16 protein-coding genes and 2 pseudogenes are annotated in these 22,794 nt (G+C 37.4%); 12 read left to right on the top strand and 6 right to left on the bottom strand.

The genetic code is table 11. From position 1 onward, the window contains the following. Position 1: 1 nt before the first annotated feature. Complete coding sequence (pbpC, locus tag CVT13_RS00605; protein WP_107811237.1) at positions 2-2,170, bottom strand: penicillin-binding protein 1C; 2,169 nt, start codon at positions 2,168-2,170, stop codon at positions 2-4. Positions 2,171-2,235: 65 nt separating this feature from the next. Between pbpC and CVT13_RS00600 the strand changes: the two genes are divergently transcribed. Genes CVT13_RS00600 through CVT13_RS00580 form a run of 5 tightly spaced genes read left to right on the top strand, consistent with a single transcriptional unit; the run spans position 2,236 to position 9,278 of the window. Next, positions 2,236-4,269, top strand: coding sequence for an ATP-dependent helicase (locus tag CVT13_RS00600; protein WP_107811236.1), 2,034 nt, complete (start codon positions 2,236-2,238; stop codon positions 4,267-4,269). A gap of 54 nt (positions 4,270-4,323) precedes the next feature. Beyond that, the gene (locus tag CVT13_RS00595) at positions 4,324-5,517 is read left to right on the top strand and encodes an efflux RND transporter periplasmic adaptor subunit (RefSeq protein ID WP_107811235.1); all 1,194 of its coding nucleotides are present in this window, start codon (positions 4,324-4,326) and stop codon (positions 5,515-5,517) included. Then, on the top strand, positions 5,518-7,446 hold the full coding sequence (locus tag CVT13_RS00590; RefSeq protein ID WP_107811234.1) for a MacB family efflux pump subunit: 1,929 nt from the start codon (positions 5,518-5,520) through the stop codon (positions 7,444-7,446). It abuts the gene before it with no gap. A 1-nt stretch (position 7,447) separates the two neighbouring features. Next, a complete protein-coding gene (locus CVT13_RS00585) occupies positions 7,448-8,794 on the top strand; it encodes a TolC family protein (protein ID WP_107811233.1) in 1,347 nt (448 codons plus the stop codon). A 4-nt stretch (positions 8,795-8,798) separates the two neighbouring features. Continuing rightward, complete coding sequence (locus tag CVT13_RS00580; RefSeq protein ID WP_107811232.1) at positions 8,799-9,278, top strand: flagellar protein; 480 nt, start codon at positions 8,799-8,801, stop codon at positions 9,276-9,278. 387 nt (positions 9,279-9,665) lie between these two features. Here the strand turns inward: CVT13_RS00580 and CVT13_RS00575 are convergent, their stop codons facing one another. Both CVT13_RS00575 and CVT13_RS00570 read right to left on the bottom strand, forming a co-directional pair. Continuing rightward, positions 9,666-10,097, bottom strand: coding sequence for a GatB/YqeY domain-containing protein (locus CVT13_RS00575; protein ID WP_107811231.1), 432 nt, complete (start codon positions 10,095-10,097; stop codon positions 9,666-9,668). Between the two features lie 30 nt (positions 10,098-10,127). Beyond that, complete coding sequence (locus CVT13_RS00570; RefSeq protein ID WP_107811230.1) at positions 10,128-11,030, bottom strand: disulfide bond formation protein DsbA; 903 nt, start codon at positions 11,028-11,030, stop codon at positions 10,128-10,130. 130 nt (positions 11,031-11,160) lie between these two features. Here CVT13_RS00570 and CVT13_RS00565 point away from each other — a divergent pair, with 130 nt between their 5' ends. After that, positions 11,161-12,699: an inorganic phosphate transporter gene (locus tag CVT13_RS00565; protein ID WP_107811229.1), complete on the top strand. Its 1,539-nt coding sequence runs from the start codon at positions 11,161-11,163 to the stop codon at positions 12,697-12,699. A 103-nt stretch (positions 12,700-12,802) separates the two neighbouring features. Here the strand turns inward: CVT13_RS00565 and CVT13_RS00560 are convergent, their stop codons facing one another. After that, positions 12,803-15,376 (bottom strand): ATP-dependent Clp protease ATP-binding subunit, encoded by a 2,574-nt coding sequence (locus CVT13_RS00560; RefSeq protein WP_107811228.1) that lies wholly within the window; start codon positions 15,374-15,376, stop codon positions 12,803-12,805. Positions 15,377-15,628: 252 nt separating this feature from the next. On the opposite strand from CVT13_RS00560, the gene CVT13_RS00555 reads away from it, so the two are divergent. From CVT13_RS00555 to CVT13_RS00530, 6 genes are read left to right on the top strand one after another with little or no spacing between them, the layout of a single operon-like run. After that, entirely contained in the window at positions 15,629-16,903 is a 1,275-nt protein-coding gene (locus CVT13_RS00555) for a S41 family peptidase (RefSeq protein WP_234411949.1), read from the top strand. Positions 16,904-16,919: 16 nt separating this feature from the next. Beyond that, on the top strand, positions 16,920-17,630 hold the full coding sequence (gene purC / locus CVT13_RS00550; RefSeq protein ID WP_009293856.1) for a phosphoribosylaminoimidazolesuccinocarboxamide synthase: 711 nt from the start codon (positions 16,920-16,922) through the stop codon (positions 17,628-17,630). A gap of 8 nt (positions 17,631-17,638) precedes the next feature. Further along, positions 17,639-17,875, top strand: coding sequence for a phosphoribosylformylglycinamidine synthase subunit PurS (gene purS / locus CVT13_RS00545; RefSeq protein WP_107811226.1), 237 nt, complete (start codon positions 17,639-17,641; stop codon positions 17,873-17,875). Continuing rightward, positions 17,872-18,537 (top strand): phosphoribosylformylglycinamidine synthase I, encoded by a 666-nt coding sequence (gene purQ / locus CVT13_RS00540; RefSeq protein WP_012001682.1) that lies wholly within the window; start codon positions 17,872-17,874, stop codon positions 18,535-18,537. Before purS ends, purQ begins: the two co-directional genes overlap by 4 nt. Beyond that, complete coding sequence (locus CVT13_RS00535; RefSeq protein WP_107811225.1) at positions 18,531-19,826, top strand: SH3 domain-containing protein; 1,296 nt, start codon at positions 18,531-18,533, stop codon at positions 19,824-19,826. The genes purQ and CVT13_RS00535 overlap by 7 nt, the downstream gene beginning before the upstream one ends. Beyond that, on the top strand, positions 19,807-20,481 hold the full coding sequence (locus CVT13_RS00530; RefSeq protein ID WP_234411948.1) for a lysophospholipid acyltransferase family protein: 675 nt from the start codon (positions 19,807-19,809) through the stop codon (positions 20,479-20,481). The genes CVT13_RS00535 and CVT13_RS00530 overlap by 20 nt, the downstream gene beginning before the upstream one ends. 145 nt (positions 20,482-20,626) lie before the next feature. Here the strand turns inward: CVT13_RS00530 and CVT13_RS10610 are convergent. Both CVT13_RS10610 and CVT13_RS10605 read right to left on the bottom strand, forming a co-directional pair. Beyond that, a pseudogene (locus tag CVT13_RS10610) lies at positions 20,627-21,679 on the bottom strand (methyl-accepting chemotaxis protein); the annotation flags it as partial. A 27-nt stretch (positions 21,680-21,706) separates the two neighbouring features. Next, positions 21,707-22,540, bottom strand: a pseudogene (locus CVT13_RS10605) (Cache 3/Cache 2 fusion domain-containing protein); the annotation flags it as partial. Positions 22,541-22,794 lie beyond the last annotated feature (254 nt).

Here is a 22,794-nt window from a genome sequence, read left to right as displayed (position 1 = left end):
TTTATCTCCTTATTTTTATTGTTATTTCACTTTGATTTGAGTTTTGATCAAGGCATTTTATGCTGTACTCGCCAAGAGTTAGATCAAACTTTTTTTCGCTTGCATTTTCTATCTTAGAAAAGTTCAAATCATCTATTTTTAGGTAAATTTCATCGCCTAAAAACGCGTAGCATTTTACCATAACTTGTGTAATATTTTCATCTGTCACTATCTCTTCATTGTCATACGGATAGGCAAAAACTGGCTTTTTGTCTTTAAAAATTTCAGCACAAGGACTTTTTTGTATCTCATCTTTATCCAAAAGCTCATTTTTAACCAAAAAATCAAGCTCTTCACCCCTTAAACTTTCACATTTATCCTTTAAATCTACACCCTTTATCCTATCATCAAGTGCCATTTTTTTACACTTTTCATAGTTAAAGGCATCAAGGCAGGTTGGCACTTTTTCAATGCCATCTGGCTCACTCATAAATCTTAACTTCTCTTTTTGAGCGATTATCTTAAACATATCAAAAAGGCTCTTTGATACGTCATTTAGTCCTGTTAGTTTATCAGTTTTGCTAGCATTAAAATTTCCAATCCAAATAGCAATTGTGTAATTTTCATCAACGCCTATTGCGTAAAGATCACGTGAGTTTGCGCTTGTGCCTGTTTTAAAAGCGATCTTTGGCGTGTTTTGGGCGTATTGCCAAGCATTTTTTAGATATGATCTTGAGGCTTCACTTAGCATTTTAGCGGTTAAATAGGCACTTTGAGGTGAAATGAGAGTTACATTTTTCTCCTCATTTTTGTAGTTTTTGCCAGCAAACTCAAGCGGCCTATAAATGCCGTCATTTGCATAAATAGTATAAAGATGAGCAAGATCAAGCAGGCTCATTTCAGCACTTCCAAGCGTTATAGAAGCTCCATAATACTCTTTATCTTCATCTACTAAATTTACCTTTTCAAGTAGTTCGTAAAGCGAATTGTCTTTTAGTTTTAAGTTTAAATTTATAACCGGGATATTTAGGCTGAAATTTAGAGCATCTTTTGCGCTTACGATACCTAAAAAATCATTACTAAAATTCTTTGGGGCATACTCTTTTATATAAATTTGCGTATCAATTAACTGCGAATTTGGCGTGATAAGCCCGCTATCAAGCGCAAGCGAGTAGATAAAAGGCTTTAGCGTGCTGCCGGTGTTTCGCTTCATATTTAGGGCTGAGTTTTTGCCGTCACGCGCATGCTCATCATGCGAGCCGATGAAGGCAGCAACACTCATTTTTTTATTATCAATGACCACGGCTGCTGCGTTGTTTGCATTTTTAGCCTTTAGCGAAAACATCGTATCTTTTAAAATTTTAAGCATATCTTTTTGTAAATTTAGATCCAAACTCGCCTTTGAAATTTGGTTTTTAAAAGCGACATTTGCATAATCTTCCGCGGTTACGATAGCCTTTGCTCTTACATTTTTAAATGGCTCGGCTTGCGCTCTTTTAAATGCGCTAAGATCAATTAAATTTGCCTTATAAAGCATCTTTATGACCCTGTTTTTTAGGGCGTTTATGTTTGAGACGCGGTCAAGTCTATTCTTATTTGGATTTTTTGGTATTGTGCTTAAAAGTGCGGCCTGAGCGTAGCTAAGCTCGTTTAGCTCCTTACCAAAGTAAAAGAAGCTTGCCGCCTTTGCACCCTCGATATTGCCGCCATATGGGGCTAAATTTAGGTATAAATTTAAAATTTCATCCTTGCTAAAGTGAAGCTCGAGCTGAAATGCTCTAAAAATTTCTCTTATCTTATTTTTATAGCTCCTATCACTTGGCTCAAGCATTCTTGCTACTTGCATCGTGATAGTGCTAGCTCCTATGCGGTTGTCGCTTCTTAGGTTGTGGAAAAATGCTCTAAAAATGGAGGCAAAATTTACGCCAAAATGGTAGTAAAAGTATCTATCTTCAAAGAGAACGACGCATTGTTTTAGCGAGTTTGGAAAGCTTTGCTCGTGAAATCTCCAAATTCCGTCGCTACTAAGCTTCATATTTATGATCTCGCCATTTTTATCAAGCAAAATTTTGGCTTCGTCTTTTTTAAGCGCGTCTAAATTTAGTGGATAAATTTGATCAAGCATCAAAAAAATAGCGACCATTAGAGCAAAAAATAGGGCAAGAAATTTTATAAATTTAAACTTTTTCATCGGCGTGATTATAGCTGTTAAAGTTTAAGTAGCTATAATTAGCCCTTTTTAAAAAAGAGGAAACAATGCCCTTATCTAGGTTAAACAAAGAACAATACACCGCCGCAACTGCGCCATTTGGACACAATCTCATCATCGCTTCAGCTGGCACTGGCAAGACTAGCACGATTGTCGCTCGCATCGCTCATCTTTTAAATTTAGGCGTAAAGCCAGAGAAAATTTTGCTTCTAACATTTACCAACAAAGCAGCCAGCGAGATGATAGAGCGCTTAAATAGGTATTTTGACAAACAAATCACCTCCAAAATCACCGCAGGCACCTTCCACTCAGTCTCATTTTCGCTTTTAAAAAGCCTTGATAAAGGCGTCACGCTAAAGCAGCCAAGCGAGCTAAAGACGCTTTTAAAAAGTCTTGTTGAGAGGCGTAAATTTTACCATTTAAGCGACGTCAAGCCTTACGGCGGAGCCTATCTATACGACCTTTACTCACTCTTTCAAAACAGCGAGCAAGGCACAACATTTGGCAAATGGATAAGTGAGAAGAGCGAAGAGCAGGGCGTTTATGCCGAAATTTATGAAGATGTTTTAGAGGAGTTTGAAGCTGAAAAGGCTAAATTTTCTTACGCTGATTTTAACGATCTTCTGATAAAAATGCGAGATGAGCTAAAAAATGGGGCAAATTTAGCTTATGATGAAATTTTGATCGATGAGTATCAAGACACAAACACGCTTCAAGGCAGCCTAATAGATGCATTTAAAACAAAGAGCCTCTTTTGCGTGGGCGATTTTGACCAGAGCATCTACGCATTTAACGGCGCAAATATCGAGATCATAGGCTCGTTTAAAGATCGCTTCCCAAACGCAAATATCTACGCTTTAAATGTAAATTACCGCTCAAGCTCGAGCATACTTGCCCTTGCAAACAAGGTCATAAATAACAATCCAAGGCTTTATGAAAAGCACCTCACAGTTAGCCGCGAGGGAAATTTCAAGCCTCCAAGGCTGCTCGTCTATAACGAGCTTTTTGATCAGTATCAAAATATCGCTGATATCATCTCACTTTCGCCATTTAATAGAGAAAATATCGCCATAATTTTTAGAAATAACTCATCAGCTGATGGCATCGAGGTCGCGCTAAAAGAGCGAGGCATCGGCTCAAAGCGAAAGGGCGGGGTGAGCTTCTTTGAGAGCCGTGAGATCAAGGCACTCATCGACATCATGGGAATTTATGTCAATCCAAAAGATATAATGGCATTTATCCACATCTGCGAATACGCAAAGGGCGTTGGCAGCGCAGTTAGCAAAGAAATTTTTGACGCGCTACTGAAGCTTGGGCATGGAAATTTGATAAAAGGGATCCTTGAGCCAGATGAGAGCGTAAATATCTCATCAAACAAAAGGCGAAACTACCAGCTAGGACTTTTTGACGACCTTGACGAATTTGCCGAAATCTCAAGGTTTTCTAAACTTGGCTTTAGTGATAAATTCTTAGGTCATCCTGTGCTAAAACTACAAAAGCTAAGCGAGAGTGGGGCGCAGTTTTTATATGAAATTTACAACTTTTTAAGAGGCATGAGAAACGTCTCAAAGCCAGCCACGATGATAAATGAGATAAAAACTAGCAAAATTTACTCGTTAATCGTTGAAAACATCAGCACAAAAAGGGCAACTCTAAAAAATGGCAACGTCGATCTGGCACTCAAAGAAGAGGTCAAAGAGCGCATAATGGCAAAGAGCGTGGTGCTAAGCGAACTAGCTAAAAAATATCAAGATATCAGTAAATTTTACAACTTCTTAGCTCTTGGAAGCAACGAGATGAGCGAAGGGCAGGGCGTTAGCTTGCTTAGCGTGCATGCGAGCAAGGGGCTTGAATTTGATCAAGTCTTTATCGTCGATCTCGCGCAAAACCGCTTTCCAAATTTAAAGCTAATGGGCATGGGTGGCAGCCTAGAAGAAGAAAGACGACTCTTTTATGTGGCAGTAACTAGGGCTAAAGATGAGCTATATCTAAGTTATGCAAAATACGACAAGATAAAGAAAGTGAATTATCAGCCAAGTAGGTTTTTGATAGAGGCTGGCATGGCGAAAGAGGAAGTTTAAAGAGAATTTTAATCTTATTAAGTAAAATTGACCAATTTTTTACAAAGAGAAGCGATGAAAAAATCTAAAATTTTAATAATCCTGCTTATTTTAGGCGTCGGTGGATATTTTATCTATGATAATTTTTTTAAGATAAAAGATGAAAAGGTGGAATTTATCACCAAAAAGGCAAAGAAAGGTTCATTCAGTAAAAAAGTCGATGCGACTGGAGAAATTTTTGCTACCGAGCTAGTTGATGTGGGCGCACAGGTGAGCGGCCAGATAAAAAAGCTCTACGTTAAGCTTGGAGATCAGGTCAAAAAAGGCGATATGATCGCAAGTATCGATAGCTCGACTCAGCAAAATAACATCGATAATAAAGAAGCACAGCTTGCTATCTATAAAGCCCAGCTTGAAAGCGCAAAAGTGGCTCTAAACATTGCAAAAACGCAGTTTGATAGAGAAAATGCACTTTTTGCCAAAAACGCCACTTCAAAACAAGAATTTGAAAGCGCAAAAAATACTTATAGCGCAAATAGTGCCAAGATAAAGGAGCTCGAGGCTCAGATAAAGCAGACAAATATAGAGCTAAGTACGGCCAAGATAAATTTAGGCTACACAAAGATCACCGCCCCAAGAGATGGCATAATAGTAAGCGTGCAGGTCGAAGAGGGACAGACTGTAAATGCCAATCAAACTACTCCAACTATCGTAAAGATCGCAGATCTTAGCTATGTCAAGATGAAGATGCAAATAGCTGAGGGTGACATCACAAAGATAAAGGTTGGCACACCAGTTGAATACTCAATCCTATCTGAGCCAACGAAAAAATTTCAAACAACGGTTAGCTCAATCGACCCTGGCTTAACGACATTAAGCGATGGTAGCTATGGCTCTAGCAGTAGTAGCAAATCCACAAGCTCAAGCACTTCAAGCAACTCAGCTGTTTATTATTACGCGCAAAGCATAGTTGAAAATAAAGATAAAATTTTAAGAATAGGCATGACAACACAAAATGAGCTTTTAATAGCAAATGTAAAGGACGCTATCATCGTACCAAGCATCGGCATCAAAAGAGATGAAAACGGCACATTTGTCTATGTTTTAAAAGATGGCAAAGCGGTAAAAACAGCGGTCAAAACCGGCATAAAAGACAACCTCGATACGCAGATCATTAGCGGTGTGAATGAGGGTGATGAGATCATCACATCACAAGGCTCAGCAAGCGAAATAGCCAAGATGATCGAAAAAGAAAATAAGAAGTTTTAAGTGATAAGTCTAAAAAATATCACAAAAAGCTTTAAGCTAGGCGATAATGAGATAAAAATTCTTCATGGCATAAATTTAGAGATAAAAAAGGGCGAATTTATAGCTATCATCGGTCAATCTGGCTCTGGTAAATCAACTCTTATGAACATCCTTGGTTGCCTTGATAGCCCAAGTGGCGGGCAGTACTTGCTAGAGGGCAAAGATATATCAAAATTTGATAGCGACTCGCTTGCTAAGCTTAGACGAGATAAATTTGGCTTTATCTTTCAAAGATATAATCTGCTTAGCACAATGAATGCTCTTGAAAACGTCGCACTTCCTAGCATTTACGCAGGGGCAAATAAGAGCGACCGAGAGAAAAGAGGGATGGAGATTTTAGACTCTCTTGGCCTTAGCGAAAAAGCAAAAAATTTACCAAATAAACTCTCAGGCGGACAACAGCAAAGGGTCTCCATAGCAAGGGCACTGATGAATGGCGGCGAGATCATCTTGGCTGATGAGCCAACAGGCGCGCTTGATAGCAAAAGTGGGCTAAGGGTGATGGAAATTTTAGTTGATCTTTATAAAAAAGGTCATACCATCATCATCGTCACGCACGATCCAAAGATCGCCGAGTACGCGAGTCGTGTGATCGAGATAAAAGATGGCAACATCGTAAGTGATAATATAAAAAATAGTGAAATTTTTGAGGACAAAAAGCAAACTCAGCCAGAAAAAAGTAAATTTACCTATTATAAAGATCAGCTAATTGAAAGCTTTAAAATGTCGGTAAATGCGATGCTAGCTCATAAACTAAGATCGCTTCTTACTATGCTTGGTATTATTATTGGCATCACGGCGGTCATTAGCGTCGTAGCTCTTGGCAAAGGCTCACAGGAGCAAATTTTAGCTGGCATTAGAAAGATCGGCACAAATACGATCGATATCATGCCAGGAAAAGGCTTTGGCGATATGCTCTCAGGTAGGGTAAAAACGCTCTCTATAAGTGACGCAAATATGCTCTCAAAGCAGTCATTTCTGGACTCAGTCACTCCAAATACAAGTACTTCAGGCGTACTAACGTATGAAAATATCTCCTTAACAGCGACACTAAAGGGCGGTGGAGTAGGGAGCTTTGATGTAAATGGACTAAAGCTAGAAAAAGGAAGAATTTACGATGACGACGAGGTTTTAAACTCAGATTCTGTCACACTAATAGACCAAAACACCAAAAACAGTATATTTAAAAACGAAGATCCGATCGGCAAGATCATACTTTTTAATAAAAAGCCACTTCGCATTATAGGCGTTTTGCAAAAAGATGAGTTTAAAGTCGGTGATGCTAGCTCGCTTAAAATTTATGCTCCATACACGACTGTGATAAACAAGATAACGGGCGATAAATTTATTAGCTCAATAACCGTAAAAGTAAATGAAAGCGTAAATGCTCAAATCGCAGAAAAGAGCCTAACCGATCTTTTAACGATAAAACACGGCAAAAAAGACTTCTTTACAAGGAATTCTGATAGCATCAAGCAAACTATCGAAGAGACGATTTCAACCATGCGCCTTCTCATCTCAAGCATAGCCGTAGTTTCACTAGTAGTTGGTGGTATAGGCGTGATGAATATCATGCTAGTCTCAGTCACCGAGCGTACCAAAGAGATAGGTATCAAAATGGCAATCGGAGCTAGGCAGAGCAACATCTTGCAGCAGTTTTTGATAGAGGCGGTGCTACTTTGCCTTATCGGCGGAGCTATTGGCATAGCCTTTTCTTACGCGATCGGCTACATATTTAACAACTTTTTAGATGGCTTTAGCATGATCTTTTCAAATGGCTCGATCGTGCTTGCACTTGTTACGTCGATGGCAATTGGTATCATCTTTGGCTACATGCCAGCCAAAAATGCCTCAAAACTAAATCCAATAGATGCGCTTTCAAGGGAGTAATATGAAATTTCTAAGCTTAACTTTAGTACTTGTTTTAAGTGGCTGCGCTGTTAAAAATATAGATGAAAACTACAAGCAAATTTTACTTGAAGATAACGCCAGTAAAGAGCTTGGTGTGGATACTTCTTGGTGGAAAGAGTATCACCAAAGCTATCTTAATGAACTCATTGATCTAGCACTTAAAAACAATACCGACCTTGCAAAAGCAGCGATAAATGTAAATAAAGCACTCGCTCAAGCTGGCGTTTTAGAAGCAAATCTTATCCCAAGCTTTAGTGCTGGCATCGAGGCGGAAAGTAGCAAAAATATAAAAGAGGGCGGCGCTTCTAGTAGAAGTTTTGGTTCAAGCATAGGGCTTAGCTATGAGCTTGATCTTTGGCAAAAGCTAGCAAATAGCAAAGATGCAGCGATGTTTGAAGCAGATGCTACTAAATTTGATCTGGAAGCTAGCAAACTAAGCGTGATAAACTCCGTAACAGACGCCTATTTTCAGATCTTATATCTAAATGAGAGCATTAAAACTTATGAGCAAATTTTAGAAATTTACAATGAGCTAAATAAGATAGTTGGGCTTAAATTTGAGCTTGGCAAAGAGGAGGCGCTAAGCTTAAAACAGATAAACTCACAGCTTTTAAGCGCTCAAAACAAGATAGAAAGTGCCAAAAAAGAGCTAGTCGTAGCCAAGAAAACGCTTAGGATTTTGCTAAATGAGAGGCCAGAATTTGAGCTTAAATTTGAAGGACTCACGCTAAGCCCTGTAAAAAGCGTGGGCGTTGATCTAGATGTGCCAACAAGCGCCATAGCAAACCGCCCTGATCTAAGAGCGGCCATTTACCGCATAGAAGAGGGTATCCTAAACTATAAAGCTAGTCAAAAAGATTTTTATCCTAGCATCACGCTAGGAGCTAGCCTCAAAAGCAGTACCGACAAAAAAGAGGAAGCGTTTAATCTTAAATTTCTAAATGGCAACATCGCTTTAAATTTACCGTTTTTAAACTACTCTAAGCTAAAGTCAAATTTAAAAGTAAGTGAGGCAAATTTCGAGCTTGCAAAGCTAAACTACATAAGCACTCTAAATAGCGCATTAAACGAGATAGACGCATTTTACAAAGGCTACCTAAACGACGAAGCGCTACTTGCTAACTACCAAGAACAGATAAAAAACTACGAAAAAATTTCAAAAATTTACGAGCTAAAATACTCCTACGGCAAGGTAGAACTAAAAGAATTTTTAGAGGCTAAAAACAGCGAGCTAGAGGCTAAAATAGGGCTATTAAAAGCAAAATATACGCTTTTACAAGACGAGCTAAATATCTACAAAGCCATGGCAGGCAAATTTAATAGGTAAATTTATGAGCTCGGCTTGGGACTATGAGGCAAATGCGTGTAGCAGTGATGGCAAATTTAGCGCCAAATTTGAAGGCTGTGAGGTCGCTATGGGCGCTCCAACCCTTGGCGAGCTACGACTTTTTATAAATAGCAAGCACTGTCTAAAATTAAAAAATGAGCCTTCAAACCACGAAAAAAGACTATCAAATTTTGATCAAAATTTAGTTAAAGATGACGATACGCTTCAAATTTTACTTAGCGAAAGGGCGACTGCTTGCTTTTTGTTTTCAGAGGACTCTAAATTTCTAGCTTTTTCTGAATGGACGGCAGATAAAATGCAGATCGTAAAGGTAGTGCACCTAGCCGATAAGAGCATAAAAACTGATAATAGGCGCAAAAGAGTAGTGGAATTTCTCTCATTTGATGATGGCTTGCTTGAAATTTTAGACTCGCCGATCTTTATGCCTAAAAACTACACACTAAATGTCCACATACTTTTCTAATAGTTAAATTTAAAAATAGGGTAGCTAAATTTTCTACCACAATTATTTTTGAAAATTGTAAAATTTTAACTGATTTTTTACAAATGTTTTTACATTAAATTTAATGGATAAATTAAAATCATACAAAAGATAAAATCCAAAATAAGCCTATAAATCAATATTTAAATTCATTTAAAAGAAAAAATAAGAAAATTAAAATAACAGTTTGAAAATTATAGTTTTCAATACAAATATATAAAAAAGTTTGTATTTTACCTTTTAACATATTCATATAAGTATTATGCTTTAAAATTATCTTGTTAAAATGAAAGTCGTATTTGTTTTTTGAAAACTTACACATTTAGAAGTAAGTTTTCAAAAATTAGAAGTTTTATAAGATTGTAGATTTTAAGCCAAAAGCTCTTTTGCGATCATACTTATGCGTTTTGCTTCAGCACTTGCTCCGATCTCATCTTTTGCTATTTTCATTACAGCACCTAAATTTTTACCAGCTCTTTCAATAATATTTTTTATTTTCTCTTTAAGCTCTTCATCGCTTAGTTGTGCTGGCAAATATGCCTTAATAAGCTCAATCTCGCCCTGCTCTTTTTTAGCCAAATCCTCTCTAGCGCCTTTTATATAAAGCTCAACCGAGTCAGCCCTCTTTTTGATCTCCTTTTGAAGTAGCGGAAGTACCACTTCATCAGTCATTTCAATCCTTTGATCGACTTCAACTTGCTTAAGTGCTGCATTTAGCATTCTTAAAGTATCTCTTTTAAACTCATCTTTTGCCTTCATAGCCTCTTTTATATCAGATAAAATTTGCTCTCTTATGCTCATTTTCTCTCCTTTAAATTTTTGAAATATTAACTAAAAATTTGTGATAATTTCTTGAAATTTTCCTTGCAGATAGGCCACACCAACACCCTCTCTAAGCCCATCGTCAATAACTAAAAATTTTGCTTCTTGCTCGCCTAGAAGCTCCTCTAAAAGTAAGGTTCCAGCGATGAGCGGATACTTTCTACTTCTTCCAACCTCCACATCAGCGCTCTTATCATCCATCTTTAAAAGTTCATCTACAAACCAAGCAAGATCATCATTTTTAAGCTCAAATCCGCTTACTTTTTTTGGATCATAGTTATCGTAGTTAAGTCCAAGTCGCAGCGCTGCGATAGTAGTTGGTACGCCAGAAGTCAGCACAATAAATTTATTTTTTAAGCTATTTAAAAATTCTCTTGCATCTTTTGTATAAATTTTTGCATTTTCTTGCATTAAATCAAGCGTTTTAAATTTCTCAAAAAATGTAATAATGCCAAATTTAAAGCTCATAAAATTTCCATCTTCGCCGATCTCTGAGCTTGCTCCACCGATGTCAATGACGCTAAAATTTTCATTTATTCCAAGCTTTTTAAAAGCATTTTGAACACCCAAAAATGTAAGCTTTGCTTCTGCTTTACCACTGATGATATGAAAATTTATGCCAAATTTTTCTCTTATCTCGCTAAAAATTTCCTCACTATTTGACGCTACCCTAAAAGCCTCAGTCGCGACTGCTGCGCATTTAAATTTGTCAAAATCAAATTTATTTTTAGCCTCCGCTATCGCTTCAAAGAGCCTATTTTTAGACTCATCTGCTATCTTGCCACTTTCATTTAGCCCTCTAGCAGCTCCTACTATCTTTTCATAAATTTGCTCATTACTAAAGCCATTTTGCTCTTTTTTGACAAGTGCTACGCGAAATGTGTTTGAGCCAAGATCGATCGCTATAACCAAAATTTATCCTTAAAAATTTTTTCAGATTCTAACATATGATAATTTAGTATCATTTAAAGTTGAAAAATTCTAAAAACTTTAATATTTTTCAAGATATAATCCCTATCAAAAACCTTATAAGGGGGCTTGATTGCTTCGAGATAACTTATTGGCATTTGTTATTTTTGCAATTTGTAGCGTTGGATTTTTCGTTTGGGGCTATCAATACATCCCGACAAATAACTACTTTTTATTCTTGATCGCTGGCATGTTTGGTCTTTTTATGGCCTTTAATATCGGTGGAAATGACGTTGCAAATAGCTTTGGCACAAGCGTTGGTGCTAAGACGCTAACACTTAAGCAAGCTCTCATCATCGCAGCTATTTTTGAGCTTAGCGGTGCGATATTTGCAGGATCAGAGGTTACAAATACGATTAGAAACGAGATCGTGAAATTTCCAAGCGATCTAAACCCGATGAAATTTGTCATCATCATGATCTCAGCCCTTCTTAGCTCAGGCCTTTGGCTATTTTACGCATCCAAAAAAGGTCTGCCAGTCTCGACCACTCACTCGATCGTTGGCGGCATAGTTGGAGCAGGACTTGCTATGGGCTTTATGATAAAAGATCCAGAACCATTTAACATGGTCTCATGGAGCGAGATCGGCAGGATCGCCGTAAGTTGGGTTATATCTCCACTACTTGGCGGCGTGATGTCTTACATTATATTTGGCTACGTAAAAAGTAAGATTATCGAGCCAACACATGAACTTAAAATGAATCTAAAAGCGCTAAAGGCTGAGAGAAAAGCATATAAAGAAAGCTTTGTAAAAGCACTAAAAACAAAGCCGGCCGAGGAGCAAATAGCTACTCTTTCAAAGATCGCAGTTATCGACGAGGACGAAATCGAAACCACTGAATACAGCGAGTATCGCTCAAAAATTCGCATCATGAAAGATGGTGAAAAAGAGATAGACACTTTTAAAGCGATGAAAAAGCACATCCCAATCATCGCTGGATTTGCCGCGATGGTGATCTCGTCGATGATGCTTTTTAAAGGGCTTGAGCATATAAATTTAGCCTTTAGTATTATCCAAACAGTCTGGATCATCTTCGTCATCGGAGCTCTAGCATATCTTGCAAGCCTTGCTATCATAAACGTCATGAGTAAAAACGATAGTGAAAAGAGCATCAATAGAATTTTCTCATGGTTTCAAATTTTTACCGCTTCATCTTTTGCGTTTTCACACGGCGCAAACGACATTGCAAATGCAGTTGGACCATTTGCAGCCGTACTTGACGTGCTAAAAACTGGCTCTATAAACGAAAGCTCGCCCATACCTAGTATCGCAATGGTAACCTTTGGTATCTCGCTTGTCGTTGGACTCTGGTTTTTAGGCAAAGAGGTGATCACTACTATAGGCTCAAAACTAGCCGAAATTTTGCCGACAACTGGCTTTAGTGCGGAGCTTGCCTCAAGTATCGTCATACTTCTAGCTACAAAGCTTGGCATACCAGTTAGCTCGACGCATATCCTAATAGGCGCAGTTTTGGGCATTGGCATCGTAAATAAAAACGCAAACTGGAAAATGGTAAGACCTATCATCTTAGCTTGGCTCATCACGCTTCCAGCAGCTGCTATCTCATCGGCTATATTTTATTTTGCTCTTGCTAAATTACTAGGCGTTTAGTCATATTTTTAAATAGCTAAACTGCTCTATTTCTAGATATTTTTTGTATAAATTTTATATGAAAGCTTGGCAAGTTGATCCAACCTGCCAAGTAAATTTGAAGTTATTTTTTCTTAATGATGATCTTCTCGCCGTCGCTATCGATGGTGATCTCATCGCCACTTTCAAGCTCATCTTTCAAGATCATATCAGCGATCTTATCTTCAACTAGCTCATAAAGCGCTCTTCTAAGAGGTCTTGCGCCATAAACTATGTCAAAGCCAGCTTTTGCGATAAATTTCTTAGCTTCTTCGCTTAAAACTGCCTTGATACCACGGTTGTGAAGAGTTTTTTCAAGCTCTTTAAACATGATCTCAACGATAGATATCAAGCCTTGCTCGTTTAGAGGATTAAAGATGATAGTATCATCTAGCCTATTTAAAAACTCAGGCTTAAAGTAGTTTTTAAGCTCGTTTTTAACAGCCACGCCACGGTCTTCACCCTTTAGCTCCATTATGAAATTTGAAGCGATGTTTGAAGTTAAAATGATGATCGTGTTTTTAAAATCAACCGTTACGCCTTTGTTATCAGTCGCACGTCCATCATCAAGTATGCCAAGAAGTATGTTAAATACATCTTTGTGAGCCTTTTCAACCTCGTCAAAAAGTATGACCGAGTAAGGTCTTCTGCGAACTGCTTCTGTTAGCTGACCGCCTTCATCGTAGCCTACATATCCTGGAGGCGCACCAAGAAGCCTGCTCACGCTATGTTTTTCCATATATTCGCTCATATCAAAGCGGATGAGCGCCTTTTCATCATCAAATAAAAATTTAGCCAAAGCCTTAGCAGACTGAGTTTTACCAACCCCTGTTGGACCAAGAAATAAAAATGAACCAATCGGCCTTTGACCCTCATTTAGCCCTGCTTTGTTTCTCTTAACAGCACGCGCAAGTGCGTGTAGTGCGTCATCTTGACCGACAACGCTCTCTCTTAAATGCTCTTCGATGCGCAGATATTTCTCTTTTTCGCTTGTTAGCATCTTTTTAACTGAAATTCCAGTCCATTTGCTCAAAATTTCAGCCACAAGCTCTTCATCGACTTGATTTTTAAGAAGCACGCCCTCTTTTTTCATGTGATCCCATTTTTCTTCAAGCTCGTGTTTTTGCTTCTTAGCTTCTGCTATTTTGCCGTATTCTATCTCGGCAGCTTTTTGAAGATCGCCATTTCTTTTTGCTATCTCAGCTTGTGATTTTAAGCTATCGATCTCTTTTGTTGCTTTTGAAATTCCGCCAAAAACAGCCTTTTCATTTTCAAATTTAGTATCAAGTGCTAGCTTTTTCTCATTTAGGTCAGCTATCTCTTTTTCGATCTCGCCAAGTCTTTCTTTATTTTTATCCGCATCCTCCATCTTTAGAGCTTCTTTTTCTACTTGAAGCGTTACGATCTCGCGTTTTATCTTTGAAAGCTCGTATGGCTCGCTCTCTATTTGCATCTTAAGCTCAGCTGCTGCTTCATCTATAAGGTCTATCGCCTTATCTGGCAAGAACCGGTTTGCGATGTAGCGATCACTTAGTCTTGCTGCGGCAACTAGTGCGCTATCTGTTATCGTGATGCCGTGGTGAACTTCAAGACGCTCTTTTATACCACGTAAAATTTGAAGTGCTTCATTTACACTTGGCTCTTTAACGTCTATCGGCTGAAAACGTCTTTGAAGTGCTGCATCTTTTTCAAAGTATTTTCTATACTCTTTTAATGTTGTCGCACCAACAGCGTGAAGCTCTCCACGTGCAAGAGCTGGTTTTAGGATATTTGCAGCGTCCATTCCGCCCTCGCTCGCACCAGCTCCAACTATGGTGTGAATTTCATCTATAAAAAGTATGATATTGCCAGCTTTTTTAACCTCGTCAATGACAGCTTTTAGCCTATCTTCAAACTCGCCTCTATACTTTGCACCAGCTACAACTGCGCTCATATCAAGCGCGATGACACGCTTGTTTGCAAGGCTTGTTGGCACATCGCGAGCCACTATCTTTTGAGCTAGCCCCTCAACGATGGCTGTTTTACCAACACCTGGCTCACCAAGCAAGATAGGGTTGTTTTTGCTCTTTCTTATTAAAATTTGCATCATCCTAGTGATCTCTTCATCACGTCCAATGACTGGATCAAGCTCTTTATTTAGCGCTTTTTGCGTTAGATCGATACCAAATTTCTCTAAACTATCAAGGGTATCGTCGCCAGTTTGGCTATCTATCTTTTTACCACCTCTTATGCTCTCAAGGTTCTTTTTGATCTCTAAGATATCGCAAAATTTGCTCAAAATTTGTTTGATCTCACTAAGTTCAAGAGCAGAGATGATCCATGTATCAACAGCTATGTAGCTATCGCCCATACTTACCATTAAAGCTTTTGCATTTTCAAGCGAATTTATAAGCTCTCTTGAAACTGAAACGTTATCTTTTGTGACGTTTGAACTGCTTGGGAGTGACGAGATCTTGCTTTTTATCTCAAGCTCGACTGCGTCCTTGCTTATGTTCATCTTATTAAATACTTGATTTAAAATAGAATTACTATCAGCGAGCAAAGCCCAAAAGACGTGAAGTGGTACAACTTGTGGATTTTTAGAAAAGATCGCTAAGCTAACGCCTTTTTCAAGTGTCTCTTGCATCTGCGCTGTTAAATTTTCTGTTATGTCAGCCATTAAAGCTCCTTAAGTTATTTTATAATGGCGGCATTATATAACTTTAGTCTTATATTGTCAAGTATTTTTATAACATTTGTCACTCTTTTTATTTAATTGCTAAAATTTGCTGTTATAAATTTGTGTTAAAAATAGACAAAAGCTAAAAATATAAGGCTAAATTTATGCTTTTTTTAGCCAAATGTTAATAAAATTGAGCCAAAAAATATAGGAGATATTTTGAACAAATTTACTAGATCTTTTGCGCTAAAAATAACAGGTGCCCTGCTCATCTCAAGCGTAGCAGTAAATGCACTTTTTGCTAAAACTGAAGATGAGGCAAGTGCGAAACTTGAAGCACTTTCAAAACTTACAAAAACCATCTCAACTGTTGAAAAATACTACGTTGATGACATTAAATTTAAAGAGATCATCGATAAAGCCATCGCTGGTTTGATGCAAAATTTGGACGCTCACTCGAGCTTTTTAAATGAAAAAGCATATAAAGATATGCAGGTGCAAACAAGCGGCGAATTTGGCGGACTTGGCATAACAGTTGGCATGAAAGATAGCGCCCTAACCGTTATCTCGCCTATCGAGGACACTCCAGCTGATAAAGCAGGCATAAAGGCAGGCGATATCATTTTAAGGATCGATGGCAACTCAACTATCGGCACAACGATAGATGAAGCCGTAAATAAGATGCGCGGTAAGCCAAAAACTCCGATAACAATTACGATTTTGCGAAAAGGTGAGCAAAAACCATTTGACGTAAAGATCATAAGAGATCTTATAAAGGTTGAGTCTGTCTATGCAAAAATGATAGAAAATGAAAATATCCTTTATATACGTGTCACAAATTTTGACAAAAACGTCGTTACAAAGGTAAAAGAAGCAATCAAAGAATATCCAAAAGCAAGTGGTATAATACTTGATCTTAGAAACAATCCTGGCGGACTTTTAAATCAAGCTGTTGATCTAGTTGATCTTTTTGTAGATAACGGCGTCATCGTCTCTCAAAAAGGTCGCGACGCATCTGAAAATGTAGAGTATAAAGCAAGTGCTAGTAAAACTCTTTCAAAACTACCGCTTGTTGCACTAGTAAATGGCGGAAGTGCTAGTGCTAGCGAGATCGTAAGTGGCTCACTTCAAGACCATAAACGTGCTGTAATAATTGGCGAAAACACCTTTGGAAAAGGAAGCGTCCAAGTGATTCTTCCGATAGATGATACAGAAGCATTAAGACTAACCATCGCAAGATACTACTTACCAAGTGGCAGAACTATCCAAGCAGTTGGCGTAACGCCTGATGTAGTCGTGCATCCTGGCAAAGTACCACAAAGTGATGATAGTGCATTTAGCATCAAAGAGAGCGAGCTAAAAGCACACCTAAAAAGCGAGCTAAACAAGATAAATCCAACAAGTGAAGGCAATAAAACTGAAGCAAAAGATGATAAAAATATAATCACACAGAAAAAAGTTGATGAAGACATTCAGTTAAAAACAGCGATTGATACGATCAAAATTTTAAAGATAAAACAACAATAATCTAAAGGAGAACAACATGCAAAAAAGAGAGCTTATCTACGAGGGAAAAGGCAAGAAAATGTACGCCACAGACGATCCAAATCTACTTGTGGCTGAATTTAAAGACGATCTAACAGCATTTGACGCTCAAAAAAGAGGCAACGAAGCTGGCAAAGGCGCGCTAAATAACAAAATCTCTACTCAGCTTTTTAAACTACTAGAGAGCAAAGGCATCGTCACTGACCTAGTTGAGACCATCAGCGACACTGAGCAAGTGGTTAAAAAATGTGAGATCATACCTCTTGAAGTTGTTGTGAGAAATATCGCAACTGGCTCACTTAGCAAAAGACTTGGCATAAAAGAAGGTACAGTTCTACCTTTTACACTTGTTGAGTTCTACTACAAAAATGACGATTTACACGATCCACTAGTTACTGACGAGCACTGCATCATCATGGGTCTAGTAAAGAGCGAAAAAGATCTACAAACACTAAGACACACAGCAAGAGAGATCAACTCTATATTATTTAAATTCTTTGCAGAGAGAAATTTAAAACTAGTTGATTTCAAAGTCGAATTTGGTATCGACAAAGATGGCAACATCATCTTAGCTGACGAGATAAGCCCTGATAGCTGCAGATTTTGGGATGCGACAACAAACGAAAAACTTGACAAAGATAGATTTAGACAAGACCTTGGTAGCGTAAAAGTAGCTTACGAAGAAGTTTTAAGAAGAATTCTTTCTTAAGGACAAAGATGAAAGCTGTTGTAAATATAGCATTAAGAAGCGGGGTCCTTGACCCTGCTGGTAAGGCAGTGGAGCATGCGCTAAATTCACTTGAGTTTAGCGGTGTTTCAAATGTCAGGATAGGCAAACAAATCGTTTTAGATATCGATGAGAGCGATAAAAATAAAGCAAAAGATCAGCTAAAAGTGATGTGTGAAGAGCTTCTAGCAAACACCGTCATCGAAGACTACGAGATCGTGCTATGAAAGTAGCGATCATACTTTTTCCTGGCACAAACTGCGAAGAAGACACAGCTCACGCTTTTAAACTACTTGGATGCCAAACGCAGATCATCTGGCACAAAGAGGATAAGATCGATGCTGATCTAGTCGTTTTGCCTGGTGGTTTTAGCTATGGCGACTATCTAAGAACGGCTGCGATAGCTAAATTTAGCCCAGCTATGCAGGCTGTAAAAGAGCATGCGAAAAAAGGTGGCTACATTTTAGGAATTTGCAATGGCTTTCAGATGCTTCTTGAGCTTGGACTTTTAAAAGGTGCGATGAGAAGAAATGAAAATTTAAATTTCGTCTCAAAATACCACCACCTAAAAGTGATCTCAAATAACAATAAATTCCTAGCAAATTTAGCCAAAAACGAAGTGGTAAATATCCCTATCGCTCATGGCGAGGGCAACTACTACACCGACGAAGATACGCTAAAAAGCCTATATGACAACGAGCAAGTCCTGCTAAAATACTGCGACAGCCACGGCAATGAGATAAATCCAAATGGTTCAGTTGATAGCATAGCTGGAATTTGCGATGAGAGTAAGAGGATCTTTGGTCTTATGCCTCACCCAGAGCGCGCTTGCGAGAAAATTTTAGGCACAGATGATGGCATGAAGATGTTAAAAGGGCTAGTTTGGTAAAACGAACACTTTTTATCGCCCTACTCGCGCTAAATTTATTTGCCGCAAACACTGATGAAGTCAGCGTTTTTGACATGATGGACGAAGCTAGGGAGGATAAATTTGTAAATAGCCCTACTTCAAATCCAAAAACTCAAAAACCGCCAAAAGAACAAGATTTTTCAAGAAAATTTGTATCACCACAGCCAGAGCGTATCACTCCAGAGCAGATGCGAAACATCGTGCCAACAAACGAGCCAGATATTAGCGTCCCAGACAATCAAGTATATGACAAGATCAAAGTAAAAGAGCTTCTTTTAAAAGCCACAAATGTACCAAAAAATGTTGTTATAGGAGAAATTTTTAGTGTTGAGATAGTGGCTGATACGCAAAATGACTTTGAGTTTGAGTTTGAGACACAGCTTGATGAAACAAATATCAAATGGCTAAATAAGAAAAATTTTCAATGGGTAAAAAGTGAAGACAACAAATATGTAGGTACTTTTTATCTTGAGGCAACAAGCATTGACGCAAAGACTTTAAAAGTTAGCTTAACCCTAAAAAGAAATGGCGAAAACTATCAAAGTTCAAGCATAAATATCTTTTTACCAAAGCTAAAAGAGCTTAGAAGCGATGAGAACTACAACCACATCGTGGCTGATAATCTTGAAGTTAAGAAATTTAAGACAACAAAATTTGATGATATAAACAATATCATGGTTGTAGAAATTTATGGCAACAACGTAGATCTAAGTGCTTTTAATATTGAAAATAAGACAATTTTAAAGCAAGGCGTAGATACTATAAATGGCGATTTTAACTCACAAAGTGCATATTATTTTGCAGTATTTAAGCCAAATAAAAAATCGCTTGACTTTAACTATTACAACCTAAAAAAGGCCAAATTTGAAAGCTTTTCTTTGCCAGTGAGTGTTGAAGATGACGATGTCAGCACACAAATCGGACTAAACCCAAAACAAAGCGAGTTTAGCACCTATAAAGATGTCATGATCTACTCTTGTGCGGTAATTTTTATATTATTAGCTATTTGGCGCAGAAGGCTTAGCTACTTTTTTGTGGCGGCTGTTTTTATCGCACTTGGATTTTACACCTACAACCCTTTTGGCAAAGCAGTGCTTAAGCCAGATATGAGCGTCACTATCCTTCCAACTAAAAATTCAACCGTTTTTTACACATCTCGTAAAAATGAAAATGTTGAAATTTTAGATACAAAAGACGACTACTCAAAAATTTTATTTGCTGATGGTAAAATCGGCTGGGTAAAAAAGGATAATCTTGTCAAAAATTAGAGCTTTATTTTTTGCTATTGAGTTTGTTATCAGCGTTGTTCTAGTCGTCTTTTTTATGTGGCTATTTAATGACAAAAATAGAGCCATAAGAAAATTTTGGGGAAGATCGCAAAGGTTTTTTGGTGGATATAAACTTGAAGTGATAGGCAATTTTAGTGACGAGGCAAATATCTTACTCATAAACCATCAAAGTATGCTTGATATCATTGTCATCGAAGAGCTTCACCCAAAAAATGTCTGCTGGATCGCAAAGGCACAGATCGGAAAAATTCCTATAATTGGTAAAATTTTAAGCTTGCCAAAAATGATAGCGGTTGAACGTGAAAATAAACACTCACTTATAAAGCTTTTAAGCGAAGCAAAAGATAGAGTTGAAAATGGTCGTGTTTTAGCGATATTTCCCGAAGGAACTAGATCTCAAACCAATAAGCTTTTACCTTTTAAGGGTGGTGCAAAACTACTAGTTGAAAAGCTAAATTTAAAAGTTCAGCCTATCGTTATCGTAGGAAGCGATGCGATGAAAGTAAAAGAATTTAGCTTTAAAAAAGCAGATATCAAGCTCTTTTGTCTTGATTTGGTCGATACTTCAAAAGACAACTGGCTAGAGACGACTAGAGAGAGTATGCAAAAAGTCCTAGACGAAAATAGAAAATAAATTTGGCTTTGCAAATTTACAAAGCCCCCTGCTCTATATCATTATCTATAAAAATTTGATTTTATATACTAGAAATTTTTATAAATAAATTTAAAATGGTCTAGCGGGAGCTAGACCTAAAAATATTAGCTTAAGAGGTAAGCTTTCAAGTCCTAAAGATACTAAGTTTTGAATTTAATGCATCTGTCATCTTGTTTAGATGTTCTGCCGCTGAAGCTATCTCTTCGACGCTTCTAGCATTTTCAGATGAAATTTGGTTGATATTTGAGATGCCTTCCATGATCTCATTTACATTTTTGCCAGTTACGATGTAGTCTTGCATAGTCTTATCAGACATTGCTATAGCGTTATTCATTGTCTCACTCATAACATTTATAGTTTTTTCAACGTCACTTGCCACGTGAGTTAACTCTTGGATCTGTTTAGAGTTGATACCCATTTGCTCACTGCTATCATTGATCGCTTGAACGATGACATTGATAGTTGCATTTATCTCAGTTAAACTCTTTTGAGTCCTCTCAGCTAGCTGTCTAACTTCATCAGCAACAACGGCGAAGCCACGTCCATGCTCACCTGCTCTTGCAGCCTCAATAGCGGCATTAAGTGCAAGTAAATTTGTCTGATCAGCTATATCATTGATAACAACAAGGACTGATTTCACCTGCTCGGCATCACGGCTAAGTTGATCGATCTTATCAGCCATTTGATTTTCTACATTAGCAGAGTCAATAATCTGCGCTGATAGCGATCTTATAGCTTCAGTTGCCGTTTTTATATGTGTGCTAGCCTTTTGAAGATCATCTTTGCCAGCTTGAGCTACTGCTAAAGATTCTTTCATATTTTCTTGCATTACTTTACATCTTTGATTTGTCTCTTCTACTATTTCAGTTGATTTTTCTACACGTTTGCCTGTCTGAAGAGATGTAGAACTAAGCTCGTTTGCAACGGAGCTATTTTCACTTGAAAGGTGCTTTGTGTCACTTATTAATACCCTTATTCTTTCAATAAAATCATTTATGTCTTTACTTATCTTAGCTATCTCATCTTTACTATAAATAGGAATTTTAATTGTAAAATCAGATGTTATCGCATTTAAATTTGTTCCTAGTCTATCGATAGGATTTGCAACCATCTTCTTAAGCAAGAACATCGAGACAGCTATCAAAAGTAAGGTAACTATGACGCTTGCTATGATGAAATTTTTACTAACTACTTTTAATGGTGTTAAAAAATCATCAGTAACAGCTGAACCTAAAACCATCCAGTCTAGTTTATCAAATGACTCAAAAGCAACTATGCAGTCAACCCCATCAATTATAATAGGCTCAATGCCCTTTCCTTTTTTAACAATATTATCCATAGTAGTTTTTAATTCACTACTTAGCTCTTGATCTGCCTTAGTTGGATGGAAGTCAAATTTACCGGTTTTAGTATTGTACAGAGAAAAATATCCATGCTTACCAAGTTTCATCTCAGAAAAAGTCTTTTTCATATTGTTTAATCCTTCGGTAGGATCATAACCAACAAATAAGATTCCTATTACCTCGTTATTTTCAATGATAGGATCATAAATACTCATATAGTTGCGTCCAAATAAATTTACAACGCCTATATACCTCTCTTTATTCATGATATTTTTATAGGCTTGACCGTTTTTGTCAATCATCGTACCAACAGCTCTACTACCATCAGCCTTCGTCACCGATGTACTAACTCTTAAAAAATTATCACCTGATTTTGCAAAAATGGTTGAAATTCCACCTTTTGTAGCTTTATTAAATTTATCTAGAATATCGTAGTTGTTGTTTAAAATACCATTTTGAGATATTAGATCTATCGCCTCGTATTTGTCAGTCTTGCTCATCTGGTGATTAGTTGAAATTTTTCCAATCATCTCTTTAAAAACACTCATTATTAGCTCTGCACTACTTACATTATCTTTTTCAAATAATTTAACCGTATTCATAGCAAGCTGGACGTTTTGTTCTACTGTTGTAAGCACACCATCTTTTATCTCGCGCTCTAAAATATTTGATGTATATACAACAAAACATGTCATAGATACTGCCAAAACCGTAGCAATCGTTGCTGAAACTTTTACCAAAATGCTTCGTAAATTCATTTTGTCTCCTTTTTCCAAAAATTTTCGCCTTGATTATAGCACTATTTTAAATAAACTTTATACAAGAATGCATAATTAATAATAATTAATAAATTATCATTATTATTTTATTCATAAATTATAACTTTTTTAAAACCATTTTAAAAATTTGATTTAAAAACCTTGATAGTAATGCTATCAAGGTTAAGTAT

The sequence above is a fragment of the Campylobacter concisus genome (assembly GCF_003049085.1).
Taxonomy (GTDB): domain Bacteria; phylum Campylobacterota; class Campylobacteria; order Campylobacterales; family Campylobacteraceae; genus Campylobacter_A; species Campylobacter_A concisus_H.
The sequence above is the reverse complement of the archived record's forward strand: the minus strand, read 5'-3'. Positions and strand labels throughout refer to the sequence as shown.